At 64.6% G+C, this 20,233-nt stretch carries 16 protein-coding genes, 1 tRNA gene and 1 pseudogene; 3 read left to right on the top strand and 15 right to left on the bottom strand.

Annotated features, from left to right (window positions below):
- The first annotated feature begins 5 nt into the window (after nt 1–5).
- The gene (locus BRSPCE3_RS18240) at nt 6–683 is read left to right on the top strand and encodes a GntR family transcriptional regulator (RefSeq protein WP_244067374.1); all 678 of its coding nucleotides are present in this window, start codon (nt 6–8) and stop codon (nt 681–683) included.
- Between the two features lie 17 nt (nt 684–700).
- Here the strand turns inward: BRSPCE3_RS18240 and BRSPCE3_RS18235 are convergent, their stop codons facing one another.
- From BRSPCE3_RS18235 to BRSPCE3_RS18180, 12 genes and pseudogenes are all read right to left on the bottom strand, one after another.
- On the bottom strand, nt 701–1,861 hold the full coding sequence (locus tag BRSPCE3_RS18235) for an acyl-CoA dehydrogenase family protein (RefSeq protein WP_244067373.1): 1,161 nt from the start codon (nt 1,859–1,861) through the stop codon (nt 701–703).
- A 124-nt stretch (nt 1,862–1,985) separates the two neighbouring features.
- The gene (locus tag BRSPCE3_RS18230; protein ID WP_244067372.1) at nt 1,986–2,753 is read right to left on the bottom strand and encodes a crotonase/enoyl-CoA hydratase family protein; all 768 of its coding nucleotides are present in this window, start codon (nt 2,751–2,753) and stop codon (nt 1,986–1,988) included.
- Nucleotides 2,754–2,779: 26 nt separating this feature from the next.
- Nucleotides 2,780–3,562 (bottom strand): SDR family NAD(P)-dependent oxidoreductase, encoded by a 783-nt coding sequence (locus tag BRSPCE3_RS18225; RefSeq protein ID WP_028340063.1) that lies wholly within the window; start codon nt 3,560–3,562, stop codon nt 2,780–2,782.
- Nucleotides 3,563–3,580: 18 nt separating this feature from the next.
- Nucleotides 3,581–4,831 (bottom strand): acetyl-CoA C-acetyltransferase, encoded by a 1,251-nt coding sequence (locus tag BRSPCE3_RS18220; protein ID WP_244067371.1) that lies wholly within the window; start codon nt 4,829–4,831, stop codon nt 3,581–3,583.
- A gap of 257 nt (nt 4,832–5,088) precedes the next feature.
- A pseudogene (locus BRSPCE3_RS18215) lies at nt 5,089–5,352 on the bottom strand (helix-turn-helix domain-containing protein); the annotation flags it as partial.
- 649 nt (nt 5,353–6,001) lie between these two features.
- Nucleotides 6,002–6,077: transfer RNA gene (locus tag BRSPCE3_RS18210), tRNA-Lys, on the bottom strand.
- Between the two features lie 164 nt (nt 6,078–6,241).
- Entirely contained in the window at nt 6,242–6,823 is a 582-nt protein-coding gene (locus BRSPCE3_RS18205) for a Spy/CpxP family protein refolding chaperone (RefSeq protein WP_244067369.1), read from the bottom strand.
- 159 nt (nt 6,824–6,982) lie between these two features.
- Nucleotides 6,983–8,266 (bottom strand): TRAP transporter large permease, encoded by a 1,284-nt coding sequence (locus tag BRSPCE3_RS18200; RefSeq protein WP_244067367.1) that lies wholly within the window; start codon nt 8,264–8,266, stop codon nt 6,983–6,985.
- Nucleotides 8,266–8,838: a TRAP transporter small permease gene (locus tag BRSPCE3_RS18195; RefSeq protein ID WP_244067366.1), complete on the bottom strand. Its 573-nt coding sequence runs from the start codon at nt 8,836–8,838 to the stop codon at nt 8,266–8,268. The genes BRSPCE3_RS18200 and BRSPCE3_RS18195 overlap by 1 nt, the downstream gene beginning before the upstream one ends.
- Before the next feature lie 151 nt (nt 8,839–8,989).
- Entirely contained in the window at nt 8,990–9,994 is a 1,005-nt protein-coding gene (locus BRSPCE3_RS18190; RefSeq protein WP_244067365.1) for a TRAP transporter substrate-binding protein, read from the bottom strand.
- A 1,431-nt stretch (nt 9,995–11,425) separates the two neighbouring features.
- The gene (locus BRSPCE3_RS18185) at nt 11,426–12,637 is read right to left on the bottom strand and encodes an ABC transporter substrate-binding protein (RefSeq protein ID WP_244067364.1); all 1,212 of its coding nucleotides are present in this window, start codon (nt 12,635–12,637) and stop codon (nt 11,426–11,428) included.
- Between the two features lie 92 nt (nt 12,638–12,729).
- Complete coding sequence (locus BRSPCE3_RS18180; RefSeq protein ID WP_244067363.1) at nt 12,730–13,317, bottom strand: exopolysaccharide biosynthesis protein; 588 nt, start codon at nt 13,315–13,317, stop codon at nt 12,730–12,732.
- An 89-nt stretch (nt 13,318–13,406) separates the two neighbouring features.
- Between BRSPCE3_RS18180 and BRSPCE3_RS18175 the strand changes: the two genes are divergently transcribed.
- Nucleotides 13,407–13,928 (top strand): hypothetical protein, encoded by a 522-nt coding sequence (locus BRSPCE3_RS18175; RefSeq protein WP_244067362.1) that lies wholly within the window; start codon nt 13,407–13,409, stop codon nt 13,926–13,928.
- Between the two features lie 36 nt (nt 13,929–13,964).
- Here BRSPCE3_RS18175 and BRSPCE3_RS18170 read toward each other — a convergent pair whose 3' ends face one another.
- Nucleotides 13,965–14,729, bottom strand: a complete 765-nt coding sequence (locus BRSPCE3_RS18170; RefSeq protein ID WP_244067361.1) for a substrate-binding domain-containing protein — start codon at nt 14,727–14,729, stop codon at nt 13,965–13,967.
- A 387-nt stretch (nt 14,730–15,116) separates the two neighbouring features.
- Between BRSPCE3_RS18170 and BRSPCE3_RS18165 the strand changes: the two genes are divergently transcribed.
- Nucleotides 15,117–15,512: a DUF1127 domain-containing protein gene (locus BRSPCE3_RS18165; protein ID WP_244067360.1), complete on the top strand. Its 396-nt coding sequence runs from the start codon at nt 15,117–15,119 to the stop codon at nt 15,510–15,512.
- A 112-nt stretch (nt 15,513–15,624) separates the two neighbouring features.
- Here BRSPCE3_RS18165 and fdhF read toward each other — a convergent pair whose 3' ends face one another.
- A complete protein-coding gene (gene fdhF / locus BRSPCE3_RS18160; protein WP_244067359.1) occupies nt 15,625–18,411 on the bottom strand; it encodes a formate dehydrogenase subunit alpha in 2,787 nt (928 codons plus the stop codon).
- A gap of 37 nt (nt 18,412–18,448) precedes the next feature.
- The gene (locus BRSPCE3_RS18155; protein ID WP_244067357.1) at nt 18,449–20,161 is read right to left on the bottom strand and encodes an NAD(P)H-dependent oxidoreductase subunit E; all 1,713 of its coding nucleotides are present in this window, start codon (nt 20,159–20,161) and stop codon (nt 18,449–18,451) included.
- Nucleotides 20,162–20,233 lie beyond the last annotated feature (72 nt).

Here is a 20,233-nt window from a genome sequence, read left to right as displayed (position 1 = left end):
CACCCATGGACCAGAATTTGCGCGAACAGGTGCTGCAGCGGGTGCGCGCCGAGATCATTTCCGGCCAGAGCCTTCCGGGCACGATGTACTCGGTGCCGAGCCTGGCGGCGAGCCTCGGCGTCTCCTCGACGCCGGTGCGTGAAGCGCTGCTCGAGCTCGCCCGCGGCGGCCTGGTCGAGCCGATGCGCAACCGCGGCTTCAAGGTGGTCGAGCCGTCGCTGACCGAGCTGCGCAATCTGTTCGACATGCGCGAGGTGCTGGAGCTGCACGCCGCCGTGCTGGTCGCCGCCAATCCGCCGAAGGATCTACCCGCCGTGCGCGGCTGGGCCGATGAGATCGCCAGGGCCGTCGAGACCGACGACGTCCAGCTCTATCTCGAGGCCGATCGCAACTATCATCGCGCGTTCATCGCCGCCGCCGGCAACGAGCTCCTGACCGAAACGGTGATGGGCCTGCGCGACAAGATGCGGCTCTACGGCATCAGCTCGCGCGCCGGCCACGAGCGGCAGCAGGCCTCGGTGCCCGAGCATTACCGGCTGATCGAGCTCGCGCTCGCCGGCGAGACCGAGGCGCTGCCGACCCTGCTGCGCAGCCACATCCGCTCCTGGGAGCCGATCTTCGTCGACGCGCTGATGCGCTCGAAGGAGCATGCGCGCGAGCCGCTGCGGCAGGCGCGCGGCTGACGCACGTTGATCCCGCTCTAGTCCAGAATGCTCTTGTAGTTTTCCGAGAAGACATCGCGGCCGATGATCAGCCGCATCACCTCGGAGCTTCCGGCCAGGATCCGATTGACGCGCGCGTCGGTGAACATCCGGCTGATCGGATATTCATCCATATAGCCTGCGCCGCCATGCAGCTGGACGCCGAGGTCGAGCATCTTCCACTCGACTTCCGACGACATCATCTTGGCCTTGGCGCCCATGTTGCTGGTCAGGCGTCCGGCATTGTGCTCGGTCACGCAGTGATCGACATAGACCTGCACCAGGTCGATTTCGGCATCCATCTCCGCCATGCGGAACTGGGTGTTCTGCTGTTCGGCAAGCGGCCTGCCGAACAGCTTGCGATCCATCACGTAAGTGCGCGTGATGTCGAACGCCCTGCGGCCGTTGGCGATCGATCCGACCGCGGAGATCAGCCGCTCCTCGGCAAGTCCCTCCATCAGATAGTAGAAGCCCCTGCCCGGTTCTCCCAGTACGTTGGCCTTGGGCACCTTCACATTCTGGAAGAACAGCTCGGCGGTGTCCTGCGCCGGCATGCCCATCTTCTTCAGATTGCGGCCGCGCTCGAAACCTTCCATGCCGCGCTCGACGATCAGGAGCACCATGGCGTGCTTCTTCTCGGCACCGGCGAGTTTGGCGGCCACGATCACCACGTCGGAGTTGATGCCGTTGGAGATGTAGGTCTTCGAGCCGTTGAGCAGGAAGTGATCGCCCTTGTCTTCAGCCGTGGTCCGCATGCCCGCGAGGTCTGAGCCCGCCCCGGGCTCGGTCATCGCGATCGCCAGGATGGTCTCGCCGCTGACGCATTTGGGCAGGAAGCGGTCGCGCTGCTCCTCGGTGCCGAAGCGCTTGAAATAGGAGCCGACCAGGCGGCTGTGCAGCGTGTTGAACCAGCCCTTGCAGCCGGAGCGCGCGGTCTCCTCGATGATGATCTGCTCATAGCGGAAGTCCTCGTCGCCCATGCCGCCATACTTTTCCTCGGGCCAGATCATCAGGAAGCCGAGGTCGCCGGCCTTCTTGAACGCGCTGCGATCGACGATGCCGGCCTCTCGCCACTCCTCCATATGCGGCGTGATCTCGCTGGCGAGGAACTTGCGGTAGGAGTCGCGGAAGATGACCTGGTCTTCGGTAAAGCTGCGCATCAATCACCCAATAGCGCTCTGATGGAAACCCCGCCGGCGTGCGGCGCGGCACCGGTACAAAAAAATGGAGCGCCGGTTCTGCTGCAATCAAAACCGGCGCTCCGTCATCGAAACAGGCGATGCGCTACTTGCCCTTCCAGTTCGGCGCGCGCTTTTCTGCAAAGGCAGCCGCACCCTCGCGGGCATCCTCGGAGACGAAGACAGGGCCGACGATCTCCTGCTGCTTCTTCCACATCTGGTCTTCCGACCAGAGCCGGGACTCGACGACCACCTGCTTGGATGCCCTGACCGCGAGCGGGCCGTTGGCGCCGATCGCGGCCGCCAGTTCGAGCGCGGCGTCGAGCGCCGGGCCGTCGGTCACGCGGTTGATGATACCGAGCTGGTGCGCACGCTCGGCGCCGAAGAACTCGCCCGTCAGGGCGAACTCCATCGCCACACGGATCGGCATTTGCCGCGGCATGCGGATCAGGCCGCCGGCCGCAGCCGCCAGCCCGCGCTTCACCTCGGGGATGCCGAACTTGGCGTTGCGGTTGGCGACGATCATGTCGCACGACAGCGCGATCTCCATCCCGCCGGCCAGCGCATAGCCGTCAACGGCCGCGATCAGCGGCTTCTTCGGCGGCGCCTCGGTGAGGCCGGCGAAGCCGCGGCCGGGGATCGACGGCCGCTCGCCCTTCAAAAACCCCTTGAGGTCCATGCCCGAGCAGAACGTGCCGCCGGCGCCGGTGATGATGCCGACGCTCAGCGCATCATCGGCGTCGAGCCGGTCGATCGCCGCGGCCACGCCCTTGGAGAGTGCAAGGTTGGCCGCGTTCTTGGCTTCCGGCCGGTTCAGGGTGATGATCAGGATCGGTCCGCGGACTTCAGTGAGGACCGGAGTTTCTTCGGACATCGCTTTCGTCTCCAGTTGCCGGGCGCTTATCGGGGCGCCATGCGGATGGCGCCGTCGAGACGGACGTCTTCACCGTTGAAGTAGCCGTTGGTGATCATGGTCAGCGCCAGCTGCGCGTATTCCTCCGGCATGCCGAGACGCTTCGGGAACGGCACCGAGGCGCTCAGCGCGGCCTTGACGTTCTCCGGCGCCCCCTGCAGCAGCGGCGTGTTGAAGATGCCCGGCAGGATGGTGTTGACGCGGATGCCCTCGGCCATCAGGTCGCGCGCGATCGGCAGGGTCATGCCGACGACGCCGGCCTTCGAAGCCGAGTAAGCCGCCTGGCCCATCTGGCCGTCCTCGGCCGCGACCGACGCCGTGTTGACGACGGCGCCGCGCTCGCCGTGCTCCAGCGGGGACAGCGACAGCATGCCCTGCGCCGACTTGGCGATGCAGCGGAAGGTGCCGACGAGGTTGATCTGGATGATGCGGTTGAAGGCATCGATCGGGAAATGCGTGGGCTCGCCGGTCTTCTTGTCCCGGCCGGCGGTCTTCACCGCGTTGCCGGTGCCGGCGCAGTTCACCAGGATGCGCTCCTGGCCGTGCGCCGCGCGCGCCTTGGCGAAGCCCGCATCGACCTGCTCGTCGGAGGTGACGTCGACCTTGCAGAACACACCGCCGATTTCCTTGGCGATGGCTTCGCCCTTCTCTTCGTTGAAGTCGAAGATCGCGACCTTCACGCCTTGTGCGGCGAGCGCCCGCGAGGTGGCCGCGCCGAGGCCGGATGCGCCGCCGGTGACGACCGCGGCGACCGATGAATCGAGTTTCATGGCAAATTCCTTTCGCGATCAGATGCGTTCGATGATGATGGCCGGCGCCATGCCGCCGGCGGCGCACATGGTGACCAGGCCATAACGTCCGCCGCTGCGCTCGAGCTCGTCGAGCGCGGTGCCGATCAGGATCGATCCGGTCGCGCCGATCGGGTGGCCGAGCGCGATCGAGCCGCCATTGATGTTGACCTTCTCGCGGTTCAGGTCGAGGTCGCGGATGAATTTCTCGGCAACCACGGCGAAGGCCTCGTTGATCTCCCAGACGTCGATATCGTCCTTGGTCAGGCCTGCCTTGGCGAGAACCTTCTTGGCCGCCGGAACCGGCGCGTTGAGCATCAGGGTCGGATCGTCACCCTGGTTGGCATAGGCGACGATGCGGCCGCGCGGCTTGAGGCCGTGCTTCTCGGCATATTCCTTCGACGTGATCAGCACCGCGGCGGCGCCGTCCACCACGCCCGAGCTGTTGCCGGCATGATGCACGCCCTTCCACTCGAGGTCCGGATAGCGGCGCTGGATCTGCTTCTTGAACGTCGTGCCGTTGCCGAAATCGAAATCGGCAAGCTGCTCGAAGCTCGGCTTCAGCGAAGCCAGCCCTTCGGCCGTGGTCTCGGGGCGCGGGAATTCCTCACGACCGAGAGCGACGCTGCCGTCGTCGTTGAGCACGGGGATCACCGACTTGGCGAAGCGACCTTCATCGATCGCCCGCTTGGCGCGCTGCTGGCTCGTCAGCGCCAGCGCGTCGCAGGCTTCGCGGCTGATGCCCTCGCGCGTGGCGATGGCGTCGCCGCACACGCCCTGGTGCGACTGCGGGTGAATCTCGTCGAGCGCCGGATTGCCCGAACCCATCATCCGCGCCGGCTGTCCTGCCCTGGAGCGCTCGGCTGCGAGGGTCTGCTGATAGCTCATCATCTCGGTGCCGCCGGCGATGACGCAGTCTTCCATTCCCGACATCACCGAAGCTGCCGCGAGGTTCACCGAGGTGATGCCGCCGCCGCAGAAGCGATCCAGCGTGGTGCCGCTGGCGTTGATGTCATAGCCGGCGGCGAGCGCCGACATGCGTCCGAGATCGCCGCCCTGCTTGCCTTCCTGGGTCGAGGTCGACCAGATGATGTCGTCGACGGTCGACGTATCGAGCTTGTTGCGCTCCTTGAGCGCGCCGAGCACGGTTGCTGCCAGTTGCTGCGGGTGCAGGTGCGACAGCGCGCCCTTGCCCGGCTTGCCGATGCCGCGCGGCGTGCGCACCGCGTCGATGATGTATGCTTCAGACATGCGTTTCCCTCTGCTTTGGATGTTTCTTGACTGTGGGCTCGTGCCGATTGGTCCCGAGCACTTCCGCTGCGTGTTCTACCCCGGAACAGGGCGAGGCGTCAGCGGTGTGGCGTCACCGCGAGCGGCACGGCAATTGGGCCGCGCTGATCTTCGAAGTACCGCGAGTTGATCAGCATGGGCGATTGCGTCGTCTCGCGCTCCCGCTCGTCGGCGCAGTCCGGCTTGTCAGAATTCTGCGCGAACAACGGGGCGCCCGGCGCGGCGGCGTGAGGGCCGAGCGCATACTTCTGCTCTTGCGGCAGGTAGATCAATTGGCCGATCTGGGTGAGGGTCAGGGTAAGACGGGAGACCGTCGATCGCGGAAGACCGCAGCGATCGGCGATTTCGCGATTGCCGAGGCGTATGCTTCGACCTTCGAAGCAACGCACGATGTCGAATGCGCGCGATACCACCTGTATCACGCGCCGGTTGTCGGTGCCGGCGGTGGCTTGCGCCATCAGTACCTCAGATCGACGTCCCATCGTTTACGCCTCGCTCCTCATTTTTCGTACGGGTGAATGAAGCCCGCCCCGGTTCGGGCAGGACGCGCCGATCCGCGACGCGCAAAGTGCGGCGCGCGCGAGCGGACTGCATGCAGGATCTGACGACAGGCGCCTGGCCTTCCAGCCCGGTGAAGCCGCGCCCGCGGGGCAAGCAGCGTCGGATATCGATGGCCGGCCAGCATCAGGCGGATTCTTTCCCTAGGGTTTCAGACCTTAATTAATTGATTAATTAGTCAGGTGATTAAAGTGGGCGCCTCCCCCTGTCAACCGCCGTTGCCGCAGGGCGCCCCGCGCCCCGGCGGCACCTCGCGCGCCGCTCAGACCGCTCCGAGCCAACGCGGCTATCGACCTGTCGCGACGAACTTCAGCCGGGCTGGACCACGATCGAACGAAATATCCGACATGAGAGCACGCAGGCTCCGACGCATGACAGAAAAGCGGTCGCGGAATTGCGCGCCAGGAGCCAGGCACCGGACGCGCGGACAGTGCGCCACGCGCGAGACGAACACGCAGGAAGGATGTGAGCGAAATCGGGAAAGGCCGCGCGGAGCAAACGATGCGGTTGTCGAACAGACGCGACCGCTGGCCGGATGGCCGTTACGAGGGCTAAACCTAAGCTTTGAAAGCTTGGTGGGCGCACCAGGGCTCGAACCTGGGACCCGCTGATTAAGAGTCAGCTGCTCTACCAACTGAGCTATGCGCCCGGAACTTGTCCGGAAGTGACCCTCGCAAGAGAGCGGTCGTTTAGCAAAGCGATTCCCCGATGTCCAGCAAGCAGGCGCAAGTTTTCCCGACTTTCTGACAGCCGAAAGGCCGCCGGATTCCAGCGGCCTTTCATGGGCTTGGCGAGGGCGTCGGCGGCCGGCGCTCAGAGCCGGCCGGAGCGCTCCTGATCCGGACCGTCGTCGCGGTCGAAATGATGGTCGCGGCCGCCGCGCTCCCAGCGATCCATGCCGCGCTCGAGGCGGTGGCGGCGCCAGCCCTCGGCACCGAAGCCGCGGCCTTCCATATGGGTGAGCATGGTCAACCGACGCTTCTGGTTGTCGTCGAGCGTCTTGTAAAGCGGGTCGGCGGCATCGGCGATCTTCTTCAGCGAGGTCGCGGTCGCCGCCATGTTGTCGGCGCGCTCGCGCAGGCGCGCGACCGGATCATCCGGCCTCTCGGCCTTGTCCGCATCGGTCTTCTCCGCGGCCATCCGCGCGTTGGCGCGGTCGAGGCGTATCTTGGCGAAGTCGCGCACTGCGGCTTCGACCGGCGGCCACAGCTTTTCCTGGTCGGCGGTCAGCTTCAGCCCGGCGTGCACCGCCGCAATCCGCGCGTCGAGGAAGGCGGCCCGATCCTCGGGGCTCATCCGCATATGGCCATGGAACCAGGGGCGATGCTGGGCATAGACCGCGGTCGAACCGGCTATCGTGAGCGCCGCGATACCGGCGAGCAGAACTTTCTTCATCCAAACCTCCTTTGAAGGTTGCTCGAAGATGATGCCGCCCGCCCACGCCTTCAACTTACGGATTGGACAGAGAGGCCATTCTTGCCAAGATGTAATCCCCTCTTTTGCCGATCAGAAATATTCTGATCCGTTGCTCTGCGCTTTCGTTTCTTGCATGCGCTAAATCATTCCCAACAGCCGCGGCAGCCACAGCGAGATCTCCGGCACGTAGGTGATCAACCCGAGGAACACCAGCATCGCGCACAGCCAGGGCAAGACCGAGATCGTGATCTCGCTGATGCCCATCTTGGCGATACTGCTCGCGATGTAGAGGTTGAGGCCGACAGGCGGATGGCACAGCCCGACCTCGGTGTTGACGATCATCAGGATGCCGAGATGCACCGGATGCACGCCGAGCTTGGTCGCCAGCGGAAACAGGATCGGTGCCATGATCAGGAGGATCGACGACGGATCCATCACGTTGCCGGCGAGCAGCAGGATGACGTTGACGACGAGCAGGAACATCCAGACCGAGAAGTTCTTGTCGATGATCCAGGCCGCCATCTCCTGCGGGATCTGCTCATGCGTCATCAGGAACGAGAACAGCACCGCGTTGGTGATGATGTAGAGCAGCATCGAGCTCATGCTCGCCGCCTGCAGCAGCACCTTCGGCACCTCGGAGAGTTTCAGCTCCTTGTAGACGAACACGGTGATGAAGAAGGCGTAGGTCGCGGCGACCGCGGCGGCTTCGGTCGGCGTGAAGATGCCGCCATAGATGCCGCCGAGCACGATCGCGATCAGCGAGAGGCCCCAGATGCTTTCGCGAAACGCCTTGAACTGTTCGCCGATGGTCGCGCGCGGCATCTTCGGATAGCCGTTGCGCTGCGCCACGAAGAAGGTCACCGCGGCCAGCATCAGCGCGAGCAGGATGCCCGGCACGATGCCGGCCATGAACAGCGCGCCGATCGAGGTGTTGGTGGAGACGCCGTACAGCACCAGGATGATCGAGGGCGGCACCAGGATGCCGAGCGCGCCCGAGGTCGAGATCACGCCGACGCCGAAACGCTTCGGATAGCCGTGATCGACCATCGCCGGCATCATGATCGAGCCGATCGCAACCACGGTGGCGACGCTCGAGCCTGAGATCGCCGCGAACATCGCGCAGGCCGCGACACCGGCGAGGCCAAGGCCGCCGGGCAGATGCCCGACCAGCGAAGTCGTGAACGCGATCATCCGCCGCGCGACGCCGCCGCGGGTCAGGAAGGTGCCGGCCAGGATGAAGAACGGGATCGCCATGATGCCGAAATTGTCGAGACCCGAAAACAGCTTCAGGCCGACGCTCTCGATCGGCACCTCGGTCATGGTGAACAGGAAGGTCAGCACGGTCAGGCCGAGCGAGATCGAGATCGGCATGCCCGTCAGCATCAGGGCAAACAGCAATCCGAAAATAAGTGCGGCGCTCATCACGCTTCTCCGAGCGCGACGGGCGCGGTCTTGCTGGTCTCGACGCCGTCGACATGCGAGGCGTCATGGTGCGGCAGCTCGTCGGTCCACCAGTAGTTCCAGCACACCTGCAGGAAGCGGAAGCACATCAGATAGGAGCCGAGCGGGATGCAGGCGTAGACGATCCAGCTCGGAATCTCGAGATCCGGCGAGACCTGGTCGGTGTGCATCAGTTCGAACACGAACTTGGCGCCCATGGTGCCGACGATCGCGGTGAACAGCGCGCCGCCGAGCAAGCCGAAGGTGATGGTGCGCTTGCGCCAGGCGTCATTGAGGCGGTTGATCAGCACGTCGACGCCGACATGGATGCCGGTGCGCACGCCATAGGCGGCGCCGAACTTCGCCATCCAGATGAACATGTAGATGCACAGTTCCTGCGACCAGGCGAGGTTGATGCCGAACAGGTATGGATACAGCACCGGAACGTCGACCAGGAAGCGGTGCACGACCGTGATGAAGGTCAAAAGCGTCGCAGCGCCCATCAGGCTCGCGATGATGATTTCCTCGAGCCGGTCCAGAATTTTCAGCAGCATTGATCTCCCCTGTCATGGCCTGATGCGGCAACCGGCCACGGCACCCAGGCCGCGGCCTCACGCGGCCGCGGCGTTCGTTATGTTTGCGGTTCAGATCCGCGATTTGTCGAGCATGATCGGAAAACCGGAGTCCGCTTTTCCGGATCGCGCCTCAATTCATCGGGCTGCGGCCCGTTTCCTTCAGGAATTCGTCGATCAGCGGCTGGCCGACCCGCGACGCCACGTCCTTGTAGACCGGCATCATCGCCTTGCGCATCGCCTCGTCCTGCTCCGGCGTCAGCGAGATGATCTCGGTCTTGCCGGCCTTCTTGATCTCGGCGAGCGCGTCCTCGTTCTCCTTGGCCGACTGGTTGTTGCCGAACTCGGTGGCTTCCTTCATCGCCTTGTTGAGCTCGTCGCGGATGTCGGCCGGCAGGCCGTCCCAGAACTTCTTGTTCACGACCACGACGTAGCCGATGTAGCCGTGATTGGTGACGGTGGCGTACTTCTGCACCTCATGCATTTTCTGGGTGTAGATGTTCGACCAGGTGTTCTCCTGGCCGTCGACCACGCCGGTCTGCAGCGCCTGGTAGACGTCGGAGAACGCCATCACCTGCGGGATCGAACCGAGCGCGCGGAACTGGGCCTCCAGCACCTTCGACGACTGGATGCGGAATTTCAGTCCCTTGTAGTCGGCCGGCGCGACCAGCTTCTTGTTCGCGCTCATCTGCTTGAAGCCGTTGTCCCAGTAGGCGAGACCGGTCATGCCCTTGGAATCCAGCTTCTTGAGCAGCTGGGCGCCGAGTGGACCGTCGGTCACCTTGCGCAGCGATTTCAGGTCGGGGAGGATGTAGGGCAGATCGAAGACTTCGAATTCCTTGATGCCGATCGGGCCGAACTTCGAGTTCGACGGCGCCAGCATCTGCACCGCGCCGAGTTGCAACGCCTCGAGCTCTTCCTTGTCCTTGTAGAGCGTCGAGTTCGGGTAGACCTCGACCTTCACCTTGCCGCCGCTGTACTTCTCGGCGAGTTCCTTGAACTTGTCGGCCGCCTTGCCCTTCGGCGTATCCGCGGCCACCACGTGGCTGAACTTGATGACGATCGGCGACTGCGCCGAGGCCTGCCCGACAAAGGTCAAGGCCGCGATCGACGCCGCAGCCAAAATGAGTTTACGCATGTTTCCTCCCGCGTATTGCGGAGCACGAAGACCGGCCCCGAGACATCCGGTCGCACCATTACAGACAAGCAACGACGATTGCCATTGCCCCTTTAGCAGGGGCTAATTGCACCATTGCTGCACTGCAAAATCCGATGCGGCGGTATTCCCTGCGGCTCTTGCGACCGCTCATGACAGCACTCCACGCTGTGCCCGGCCATGGCGGCGCGGTCAATGCGAGGTTTGGCAATGGCGAGTTCGCCGGGCGCGAACGCTGGTGCCTGACAGGCAGCGTGGCGAGGACAGCAACGACGAGCACCAAGTACGCGGTGCGTCGCGCAACAATCGGCATTTGGGGTAATGGGTCCTGGCTTTCGCCAGGACGACGATGGGGATGGCTCTCGCGCGATACGACGCATCGTCATTGCATAATTCATCTCGGTGTCATCGCCCGGCTCGACCGGGCGATCCAGTATTCCAGAGGCAGTAGTGAATGATCGAGAAGCCGCGGCGCACTGGATCGCCCGGTCCATGTGCGCAATTGCGCACAGGCCGGGCGATGACAGTTGTGGTGGGGATGTAGCTTCACGTTCTCGCGACATGTTTTGCCACATGGCCGCGGCTTTGCGCGTCCGCACGATCCAGCGCAATCCATGTCAAGGGCAGTCATCGGCAGAAATTCGCTTGACCCTTGGTGGTCAAGTTCTGGAATTTCCGCTAGTTGAATGTGCGTGGCAATGCAATTGGGACGGCATGTCCGTCCTCGGGAGGACAAGGTCATGAGATTGTCGTCAAGGTTTGTCGCGCCCACCGCCGTCGCTTTCGTGTCAACGCTCTCGCTGTGCGGCCCCGCAGCGTCGCAAACCGCAGCAGGCGCCTCCGCCCCGCTTCCCGCCATCACGGTCGAGGCGCCGAAGCAGGCGGCAAGGCCAAATCGGCCAGCGCAGGTGGAAAGCAGAGTGGCGTCTCACCGGGCCTCGACCGGCCGGACGCCATCCGCTGCAACGTCATCGTCGAGCGCGCGAGCGCCGTCGCCTACGCCAGATTCAGTGTTGGGGAGGATCGCCAAGCTGGAGAAGGTCGCCAGCAATTGCAACGGCGGTTGCGAATCCAGCCTCCCGCACGGCAAGGACCCTTGGGTCGGGTGTAGCGAGTCGGCGGGCGGACAAACCCATGGACCTTTCTCGTCGACGTGCCGAGACAACCTCACCTACAAATCCTACGTGGATTGCGTCGAGACCAAATGGTTCCTGGGCGAGTACCGGAACAGAGCTTACTGGCTTTGCAGCAGCCTGCAGGCCGCCGGGAAGTTTCAAGTCGCCGAGCTCAAGCGGTCAAAGCGTCAGCACTAGCGCGGTTTGCAGCCAAGTGGATGCCGGCTAGATCTGGAGCTCCGTTCCGATTGAATCGGAATGGAGCTCTACGATGTTCGTGTCCGCCGCTCGCTCGTCCTCAGCGCGACGCGGTGCTGATGTTCTCGCCAAAGAACTTCCACGTCTTGCCGTCGAACTTCGCCAGCTTGAACGTGTCGAAGGTCGAATAGTCCGTCGGCGACACCGACACTGTTATGCCGGGCAGCAGCAGCGGCAGCGAGACCTTGCTCAGGTTGGTGGCCTGCTTCAGCAGGTTCTCGCGCGTCAGCACGTCGCCGCAGTTCTTCAGGATGATGGCGGTGAACTGCGCCGACAAATAACCGATCTGGTTGCTGCCATCGATCGGATTGCCCTCGGGATACCACTGCTTCATGAAGGCGAGATAGTCCTGCACGCCCTTGTCGGTGTCCCATGCGGGGTCGCCCACCACCTTGGTGGCCAGCGCCGTCATCAGGCCGGTCGACGCCTCGAGGCCGGCGGGCTCCAGCACGCCGCCGATCGAGCTGGCGACCGACACGATGAAGTGCGTCGGCTTCCAGCCGAGATCGGCAACCTTGCGGATCGCCTGCGCACCGAACTTCGGCGTCGTGATCGTCATCAGCACGTCGGCGCCCGCAGCCTTCAGATTGACGATCTGGGAATCGATCGTCGGATCGGTCACCTCGTAGCTGAGCTCCTTGACGACGAGACCGGCCTTGTCTCCCAGCGCCTCCTTGAAGCCCCTCAGATAGTCCTTGCCGAAGTCGTCGTTCTGATAGATCACGCCGATCTTCGCGTTGGGCAGCTCCTTGAGGATGTACTTTCCATAAATCTTCGCTTCCTGCGCATAGGGCGGATAGAACGGCGTGGTCCAGGGAAACTCCTTCGGGTCATTCCACTTCGAGGCACCGGTGGAGATCAACAGATGCGGGATCTTCTTGCCGTTGAGATATTTTTGAATTGACGAGTTGGTCGGCGTGCCCAGTGAGCCGATATCGGCGAGGATCTCGTCCTGCTCCACAAGCTTGCGCGTCTGCTCTACCGTCTTCGGCGGGCTGTAGCCGTCGTCCATGCTCAGCAGCGTGATCTTGCGGCCGTTGATTCCGCCCTGGCTGTTGATCATCTTCCAATAGGCGGCCTCGGCCCTGCCCTGCGTGCCATACGCCGAAGCCGGACCGCTGTAAGGCATGGTCTGCCCGATCTTGATTTCGGTATCGCTGGCGCCCGGATCGTACTTCTTGTCGGCCGCGACAACCGCCGAGATAGAAACCAGACTGAGCGCGGCGGTCGCCGCAAGCGTGATGCTTCGCATCGTGTTCTCCCCATTCGCGTCGCTGTTTGCCGCGACGTCCGGGTGAGATAATGATCATGCCCGCGCGAGATGTCGACCCCCGGGGCGGGACGTCACAGCCCGGCCCAGTTCATCACGGCGGCGAACGAGACCCAGAGCGTCCATGCGAGACCGAGCAGGGAAATCAGCGCAGCCGCCATTGCGATAGCCAGCAGCAGACCGTCCTCCTGCAGGTAGGCGACCGCGATCAGCACGACCACCATGCCCGGAATGACGTTCACCAGGGGCAGCGGCCAGCCTGCCGAGAACGCCAGGAGAAAGACCACCAACCCGACGAGGCGGTCGATCACGTCGCGCCGCGCGTCCCAGCGCGGCCGGCTGAGGCGCTCGATCGCCTGCAGCATCGGACGGACAAGCACGGTGAATCGCTTGAAGCGCTTGAAGTCGAACTGCCGCTTCGACACGAAACGCGGAAACGACGGCGCGCTGCGGCCAAGCATCATCTCGACCGCCGGAAACAGCAGCGCCAGCGTCGCGATCGTCGCGACGCCGGGAATGATCACCAACAGTCCCAGCAGCAGCAGGAGCAGACCGAACGACCGCTTATCCAGGTTGCTGAGGAGCCATTCGAGATCGACGGGACCGTCCGGTGCTTGAGCGACAAGTTCCTCAAGAAGCTGGGACGTATGCGTGGGCGCCAATGGGGCTCCGGACGAAAGGGACATAGCCGTCAAAGTGGGCAAACTCGGCATCGATTGCAACAGTTGCCGAAGCAGACTAGGAAGCATGGGTGACCCACGATTCCGACCAGGCATGGCAGCGCCATGTACCGTCAAGCCCGCATCCTGCCGCGCGCCGCCGCTGGCCGTGGTTCCTGTTGATCCTCGTCATCCTTGCCCTTGCGGGCGCCGGGGGTGTCTACGCCTGGCCCCAGATCGCGCCTCTGGTGCCGTCCCTCGGCAACGTGAATTCTGCCGAAAAGGTGGCCACAGACGACAAGGAGGCGTTGCCGGATCTCCTCGCGACCCAGCAGAAGCTCGAGGATGACATCGGCGCGCTCAACAAGTCGATGGCAGACCAGCAGGAGCAGCTGAAGGCCGTCGTCGACCAATTGGCGAACCTGACGTCGAAGGTCGACGCGCTGCAGCGCCCCGCTGCGGCCGCCGTGCCGCCACCGGTCGCGGCCGATCAACCGCAAGCACCGGTCGCGCAGGCCGCCCCGCGGCCCAGAAAGCCGCCGGTACGGACGCCAAAACCATCGGGTCCGATTTCGACCGGTGGCGCGCCGCTCAACGTAGCCCCGCAGCGGTAAGGCTCACCGCGACGCGCGCGATTGGCGGGCGGCAGCTCATCCGCGCGGCCGCTCCATGCCCGCCCGCTTGATCGCCGCGCGCATGAGATCGGTATCCGAGGAAAGAAAATCGATCAGGCGGCTGGCTGCTTCAGGCGCGCTGGCGTCGCTGACGACCGCCGCCGTGAAGGTTTGCACGAGCTGGAGATCCGGAGGCAGCAGACCAACGACCTCGATGCCGGTCTCCTGCACCAGTTCGCTGGTCGGCCCGATCGAGAGATTTGCCCCGCCCGCGCGCAGCGCTTCGGCCGCCTCGGTTCCACGTGCCTCGAGGGTGAGCGTCACCGTGTCCGGCAGGTTCAGCTTCGGGAAGACCTTGTCGCGGACGAATTGACCGCTGGTGCTGCTCGGCGCCACCACCTGGCCTGCGTCGATCAAGGCTTGCCTCAGCGCGGCGTCGCTGCCGATATCCGGCTTCGGAGCGCCTGTCCGAACCGCGGCGGCCAGCGGCGCCGTCGCCAGTCCGGTGTCGGATCCGGCACGAATCCGTCCGTCTTCGTTCAGCGTGCGCAGTCCCTCGCGCGACAGGATCACCACATCCGCCTTGATGCCGTGCGCAAGCTGGTGCCTGATCGTTTTCGGACCGGTGCCCTCCGACGCTCCGGATCCGGTTTCGACCTTGATGCCGGTGCTTCGCTCGAATGCCGGCAGCACCTCGCGGTAGACCGCCGCGAAGCCGCCCGAGATGATGACCTTCACCGTCGTGCCGGTCTCGGCGATGGCCGGCGTCGACGCCGCGGCAGTGCTGGCTTGCTCGGTCATTGCGCATTCCTTTGCTCAACCGCGGTGAAGCTAGCACGCCAGCGCGCGCGATATAGTGCGTAACCAACGTCCTGCATGCGACAAGCATCGGACCAGTCGACAATCTCATCGCCGAGGCGGACGCCGCATCAGCTCCAGAGAGCTCGCCTCCAGGATGCGGACGGCGCCGGCACACGCTTGATTTTGCGCGATCTCCGTGGTAACCACGCGCCATGATCAACGTCGTGCGCATCGCGAACCGCAAAAACATGACCCGCTCTCGCTGGGCCGTGGAAGGAGTCGCGCGCTAGGAGTTCGACGACGTGATCTTTCACCAGGCCCCGCCGGCATCGGACGGGGCCTTTTGTTTGGCCAAGCTCCCTGCCGGCACAACAGCAGGAGCATCCGATGCCACCTCAACAGAACCTCACACCCGAGACCGGGCGCGACGCCGCTCGGCTCCGTCTCGTCTTGGTCAAGGACGCCGCCGGCGATCCCTTGACCGAAGCATGCCCCGATGCCTCGATCGCGGCGCGGAGAGACGCTTTCTCGGAAAAGCAAGCGGCTGGACCACCGCTCGCGTCGACGCGGAGCGTCCTGGGCTTGCTCGGTCGATGTTGGCGTGCATTTCAGAAGCGGCGCCAACGCGCGAGGTTGCGCGTCAGCTTGCGCGACCTCAGCGAACGAGAGCTGATGGATATCGGCCTGACACAGGGAGACATCGACCGCATCGTCGCCGGCCGGGCCATTGAAAGGCTCAGAGATGATACGGCGTATCTCTGGCTGTCTCGCGGGCTGATGTGATTGATGGTCGGTCGCCGCCAATTCTGCGCGTTTGATGGCAAGTCGGGCGGATCAGCAACGCGTGATCCGTCCCTCTTCTGCAATCGTCATGGTCCGCTCGGGATCTCGACGGCTATTCCGCCGCCGTCCGGATGTCGATCTTCTCGGCGCGCACCGCGCAGAACTTGAACTCCGGAATCTTGCCGAACGGATCGAGCGCCGGATTGGTCAAGAGGTTCGCTGCCGCTTCCGCGTAGCAGAACGGCATGAACACCATATTCTCCGGCACGTCGCGGTCGGCGCGCACCTTGACCTCGACCGCACCGCGGCGCGTCTCGAGACGGATGAAGTCACCGGGCGCGAGCCCCTTCTTGCGCATGTCCTTCGGCGTCATGAACGCGACCGCTTCGGGCTCGATCTGGTCGAGCACCTGCGCGCGCCGCGTCATCGAACCGGTGTGCCAATGTTCGAGCACGCGCCCCGTGGACAGCACCATCGGGTACTCGTCGTCGGGCAATTCGTCCGGCGGGATCACCTTGGCCGGCACGATCTTGCCGCGGCCGCTTTCGGTCGGGAAACCGGTGGTGAAGATGATCTCGTTGCCCGGCTTGTCGGGATCGTCGACCGGATAGGTCACCGCGCCCTCGCGGACCAGGCGGTCCCAGGTGATGTTCTTCAGCGACGGCATCAGCTGGGCCATCTCGGTGAAGACCTCGCCCGGTCCGCCATAATTCCAGGGCAATCCCATCCGCTTGCCGATCTCCTGAATGATCCAGAGATCCTGCCGCGCATCGCCCGGCGGCTTGATCACCTCGCGCGCCAATTGCACGCGGCGGTCGGTGTTGGTGAAGGAGCCGGATTTTTCGGCGAACGCCGAGGCCGGCAGGATGACGTCGGCGTGGAACGCGGTCTCGGTGACGAACAGGTCCTGCACCACGAGATGATCGAGCTTGGCCAGCGCCTGGCGGGCGTGCTGCAGGTCCGGATCGGACATCGCGGGGTTCTCGCCCTCGACATACATGCCGTGGATTTCGCCGGCATGGATCGCGTTCATGATCTCGACCACGGTCAGTCCGCGCACCGGGTCGAGCTCCTGCCCCCACAGCTTCTCGAACGCGCCGCGCATGTCGTCGCGGCCGACCGGCTGATAGTCCGGCAGGAACATCGGGATCAGGCCGGCGTCGGACGCGCCCTGCACGTTGTTCTGCCCGCGCAGCGGATGCAGCCCGGTGCCGGGACGGCCGACTTGGCCGGTGATCAGCGCGAGCGCGATCAGGCAGCGCGCATTGTCGGTGCCGTGGACATGCTGGCTGATGCCCATGCCCCAGAAGATGATCGACGACTCGGCACGGGCATAGGCGCGCGCCACCTCGCGCAGTGTCTCGGCGGGAATGCCGCAGATCTGCGACATCCGCTCCGGCGTGAACTCCTGGATCTTCGCCTTGAGGTCGTCATAGCCTTCGGTATAGCCGGCGATATACTGCTCGTCGGTCAGGCCTTCGGTGATGATGGTGTGGATCATCGCGTTCAGCATCGCGACGTCGCTGCCCGGCTTGAAGGCGAGGTGCTGGGTGGCATGGCGCGACAGCGTCTGCCGGCGCGGGTCCATCACGTAGAGCTTGGCACCGCGCTTGGCGGCGTTCTTGATATAGGTCGCCGCGACCGGATGATTCACGGTCGGATTGGCGCCGATCACCCAGATCACCTCGGCGTCAGCCGCGGCCGCGAACGGCGCCGACACCGCGCCGGAGCTCAATCCCTCGAACAGCGCCGCAACCGACGAGGCGTGACACAGCCGCGTGCAGTGGTCGACATTGTTGGAGCCGAAGCCGGTGCGGACCAGCTTCTGGAACAGATAGGCTTCCTCGTTCGAGCCCTTGGCCGAGCCGAAGCCTGCGAGTGCCTTGGCGCCCTTCTCGTCGCGGATTTTCTTCAGGCCCGCGGCGGCAAGATCGAGCGCCTCTTCCCACGATGCTTCGCGGAAATGAGTGTAGGGATTGGCCGGATCGACCTGGTCGTTGGCATCCTTCTTGACACCCGGCAGCCGCACCAGCGGCTTGGTCAGCCGGTTCGGGTGATGGATGTAGTCGAAGCCGAAGCGGCCCTTGACGCAGAGCCGGTTGTGATTGGCGGGACCATCACGGCCTTCCGCGTAGATCACCTTCTCGTCCTTGACCTGGTAGGTGACCTGACAGCCGACGCCGCAATACGGGCAGAGCGAGTCCACCTTCTTGTCGGGATAGGTGACGCGGGTCTGCTTGTCGTCGAGCATCACGGCCGGCATCAGCGCGCCGGTCGGGCACGCCTGCACGCATTCGCCGCACGCCACGCAGGTCGATTCGCCCATCGGATCGTCGAAGTCGAATACGATCTTGGCGTCATGGTTGCGATAAGCCATGCCGATCACGTCGTTGACCTGCACCTCGCGGCACGCCCGCACGCACAGGCCGCACTGGATGCAGGCGTCGAGATTGACGCGCATCGCCGGATGGCTGGTGTCGGCGTGCCAGCGCTCAGTCGCGGGGAAGCGGCTTTCGGTGACGCCGGTCTTCTCGGCCCAGTGCCAGAATTTCGAATCCGGATCGTGCGAGGTCTCGCGCGCCGGCTGGTCGGCGACCAGCAACTCCATCACCATCTTTTGCGCCGCGACGGCGCGCTGGCTGGCCGACTTCACCTTCATGCCGACCGAAGGCGTCCGCTTGCAGGACGCCGCCAGCACGCGCTCGCCTTCGATCTCGACCATGCAGGCGCGGCAATTGCCGTCCGGCCGGTAGTCCGGCTCCGGCGAATAGCAGAGATGCGGGATCTCGGTGCCCTGGCGCTTGGCGACCTGCCAGATGGTTTCGCCGGCCCGCGCCTCGACCTGCTGGCCGTCGAGCTCGAACTGAATGGTCTGGCCGGAGTTCTGAGTGTTGCTCATTCAAAATCCTCGTCGAAATTCGCCCTGCCCGGCCCGCTCATTCGGCGGCTTGCTGCGGACGAAACCCGTCCGGAAAATATTTGATCACTGAGGTCAGCGGATTGGACGCCGCCTGACCGAGGCCGCAGATCGACGCGTCGCGCATCGCCTGGCTCAATTGGTCGAGCAGGTCCTTGTTCCAGACCGGCTGCTGCATCAACAGCGCCGCCTTCTCGGTTCCGGCGCGGCAGGGCGTGCATTGCCCGCAGCTCTCGTCCTCGAAGAACTTCATCAGGTTGAGCGCCGCATCCCTGACGTCATCGGCCTGCGAAAGCACGACGACGGCGGCGGAGCCGATGAAGCAGCCGTATTTCTCCAGCGTGCCGAAATCGAGCGGGATGTCGTCCATCGCGGCCGGCAGGATTCCGCCGGACGCGCCGCCCGGCAGATAAGCCTGGAGCGTATGGCCGTCGGCCATGCCGCCGCAGAACTCGTCGATCAGCTGGCGCAGCGTGATGCCGGCCGGCGCGAGCTTGACGCCAGGACTCTTGACGCGGCCAGACACCGAGAAGCTGCGCAGGCCGTGACGTTCGTTGCGGCCGTGGCTCTTCCACCAGTCGGCGCCCTTCTCGACGATGTCGCGCACCCACCACAAGGTCTCGATGTTGTTGATCAGCGTCGGCAGGCCGAACAGCCCGACCTGGAACGGATAGGGCGGCTTGTGCCGCGGCAGACCGCGCTTGCCTTCGATCGATTCCAGCAGCGAGGATTCCTCGCCGCAGATATAGGCGCCGGCGCCGCGCCGCAGATGCAGCACAGGACCACCCGGCGGGAGCTTCGCGATCTCGCGCGCGAGGATTTCGCGGCAGGCCGGATATTCGTCGCGGATATAGATGTAGACCTCGGGCGCCTCGACCACGTGGGCGCCGATCAGCATGCCCTCGAGGAAGCGATGCGGATCGGTCTCGAGATAGTAGCGATCCTTGAACGTGCCGGGCTCGCCTTCGTCGCCGTTGACGGCCATCAGCCGCGGACCGGGCTCGCCGAGCACGGCGCGCCACTTGCGTCCCGTGGGGAAACCGGCGCCGCCGAGACCGCGCAGCGAGGCGTCGTCGAGCGCCTTCAGCAGGTCTTCGCGCGGCAGCGCGCCCGAGCGCAGCCGCGCCAGCAGCTGGTATCCGCCGCCGGCGACATAGGCGTCGTAGCCGACGTAAGGCGGCAGATGCACATGGGTGTCGCCGTTCTTCACAGCGCCGAGCACATTGCTGACGGTCGCATGGTCGACGAAGTTGTGGCCGACCTCGGCAGCCGGTGCGGTGTCGCAGCGGCCGACGCATGGCGCCCGCACCACGCGGATGCCGGGGCCGGCGCGGCTCTGGAGATCCTCCAGCAGCTGCTCGCCGCCGAGCATCGCACAGGTCAGCGAATCGCAGACCCGCACGGTGAGCGGCGCGATGTCGGGCTCGCCCTCCTTCACGATGTCGAAATGCGCATAGAAGGTCGCGGTCTCGAACACTTCGGCGAACGACAGCTTCATCTCGTCGGCCAGCGCGGCCAGATGCGCCGCCGAGATCTGATGGTGCTTGTCCTGGATCAGGTGCAGGTACTCGATCAAGAGGTCGCGCTGCCGCGGCCGATCGGCGAGCAGCGCCTCGATCTCATGCGCGGCCACGGGGTCGACCTGCCGTCCCTTTGGCGTGGCTTTCGCCCGCTTCCTGCCTTGTCCGGGATGCTCGAACGCGCGGACCTTGTGAACGTCGTCTCCGCTCATGAAACCTCGCCTTGGAAATTCCTCTTGGCGCGATTTGCGCTTGTTCAGACAACTCTATTCCCTGGCATGCCA

The organism is Bradyrhizobium sp. Ce-3 (genome assembly GCF_022835695.1).
GTDB lineage: Bacteria > Pseudomonadota > Alphaproteobacteria > Rhizobiales > Xanthobacteraceae > Bradyrhizobium.
Note: the sequence above shows the minus strand (reverse complement) of the source record. Positions and strands in the feature narration are given on the sequence as shown.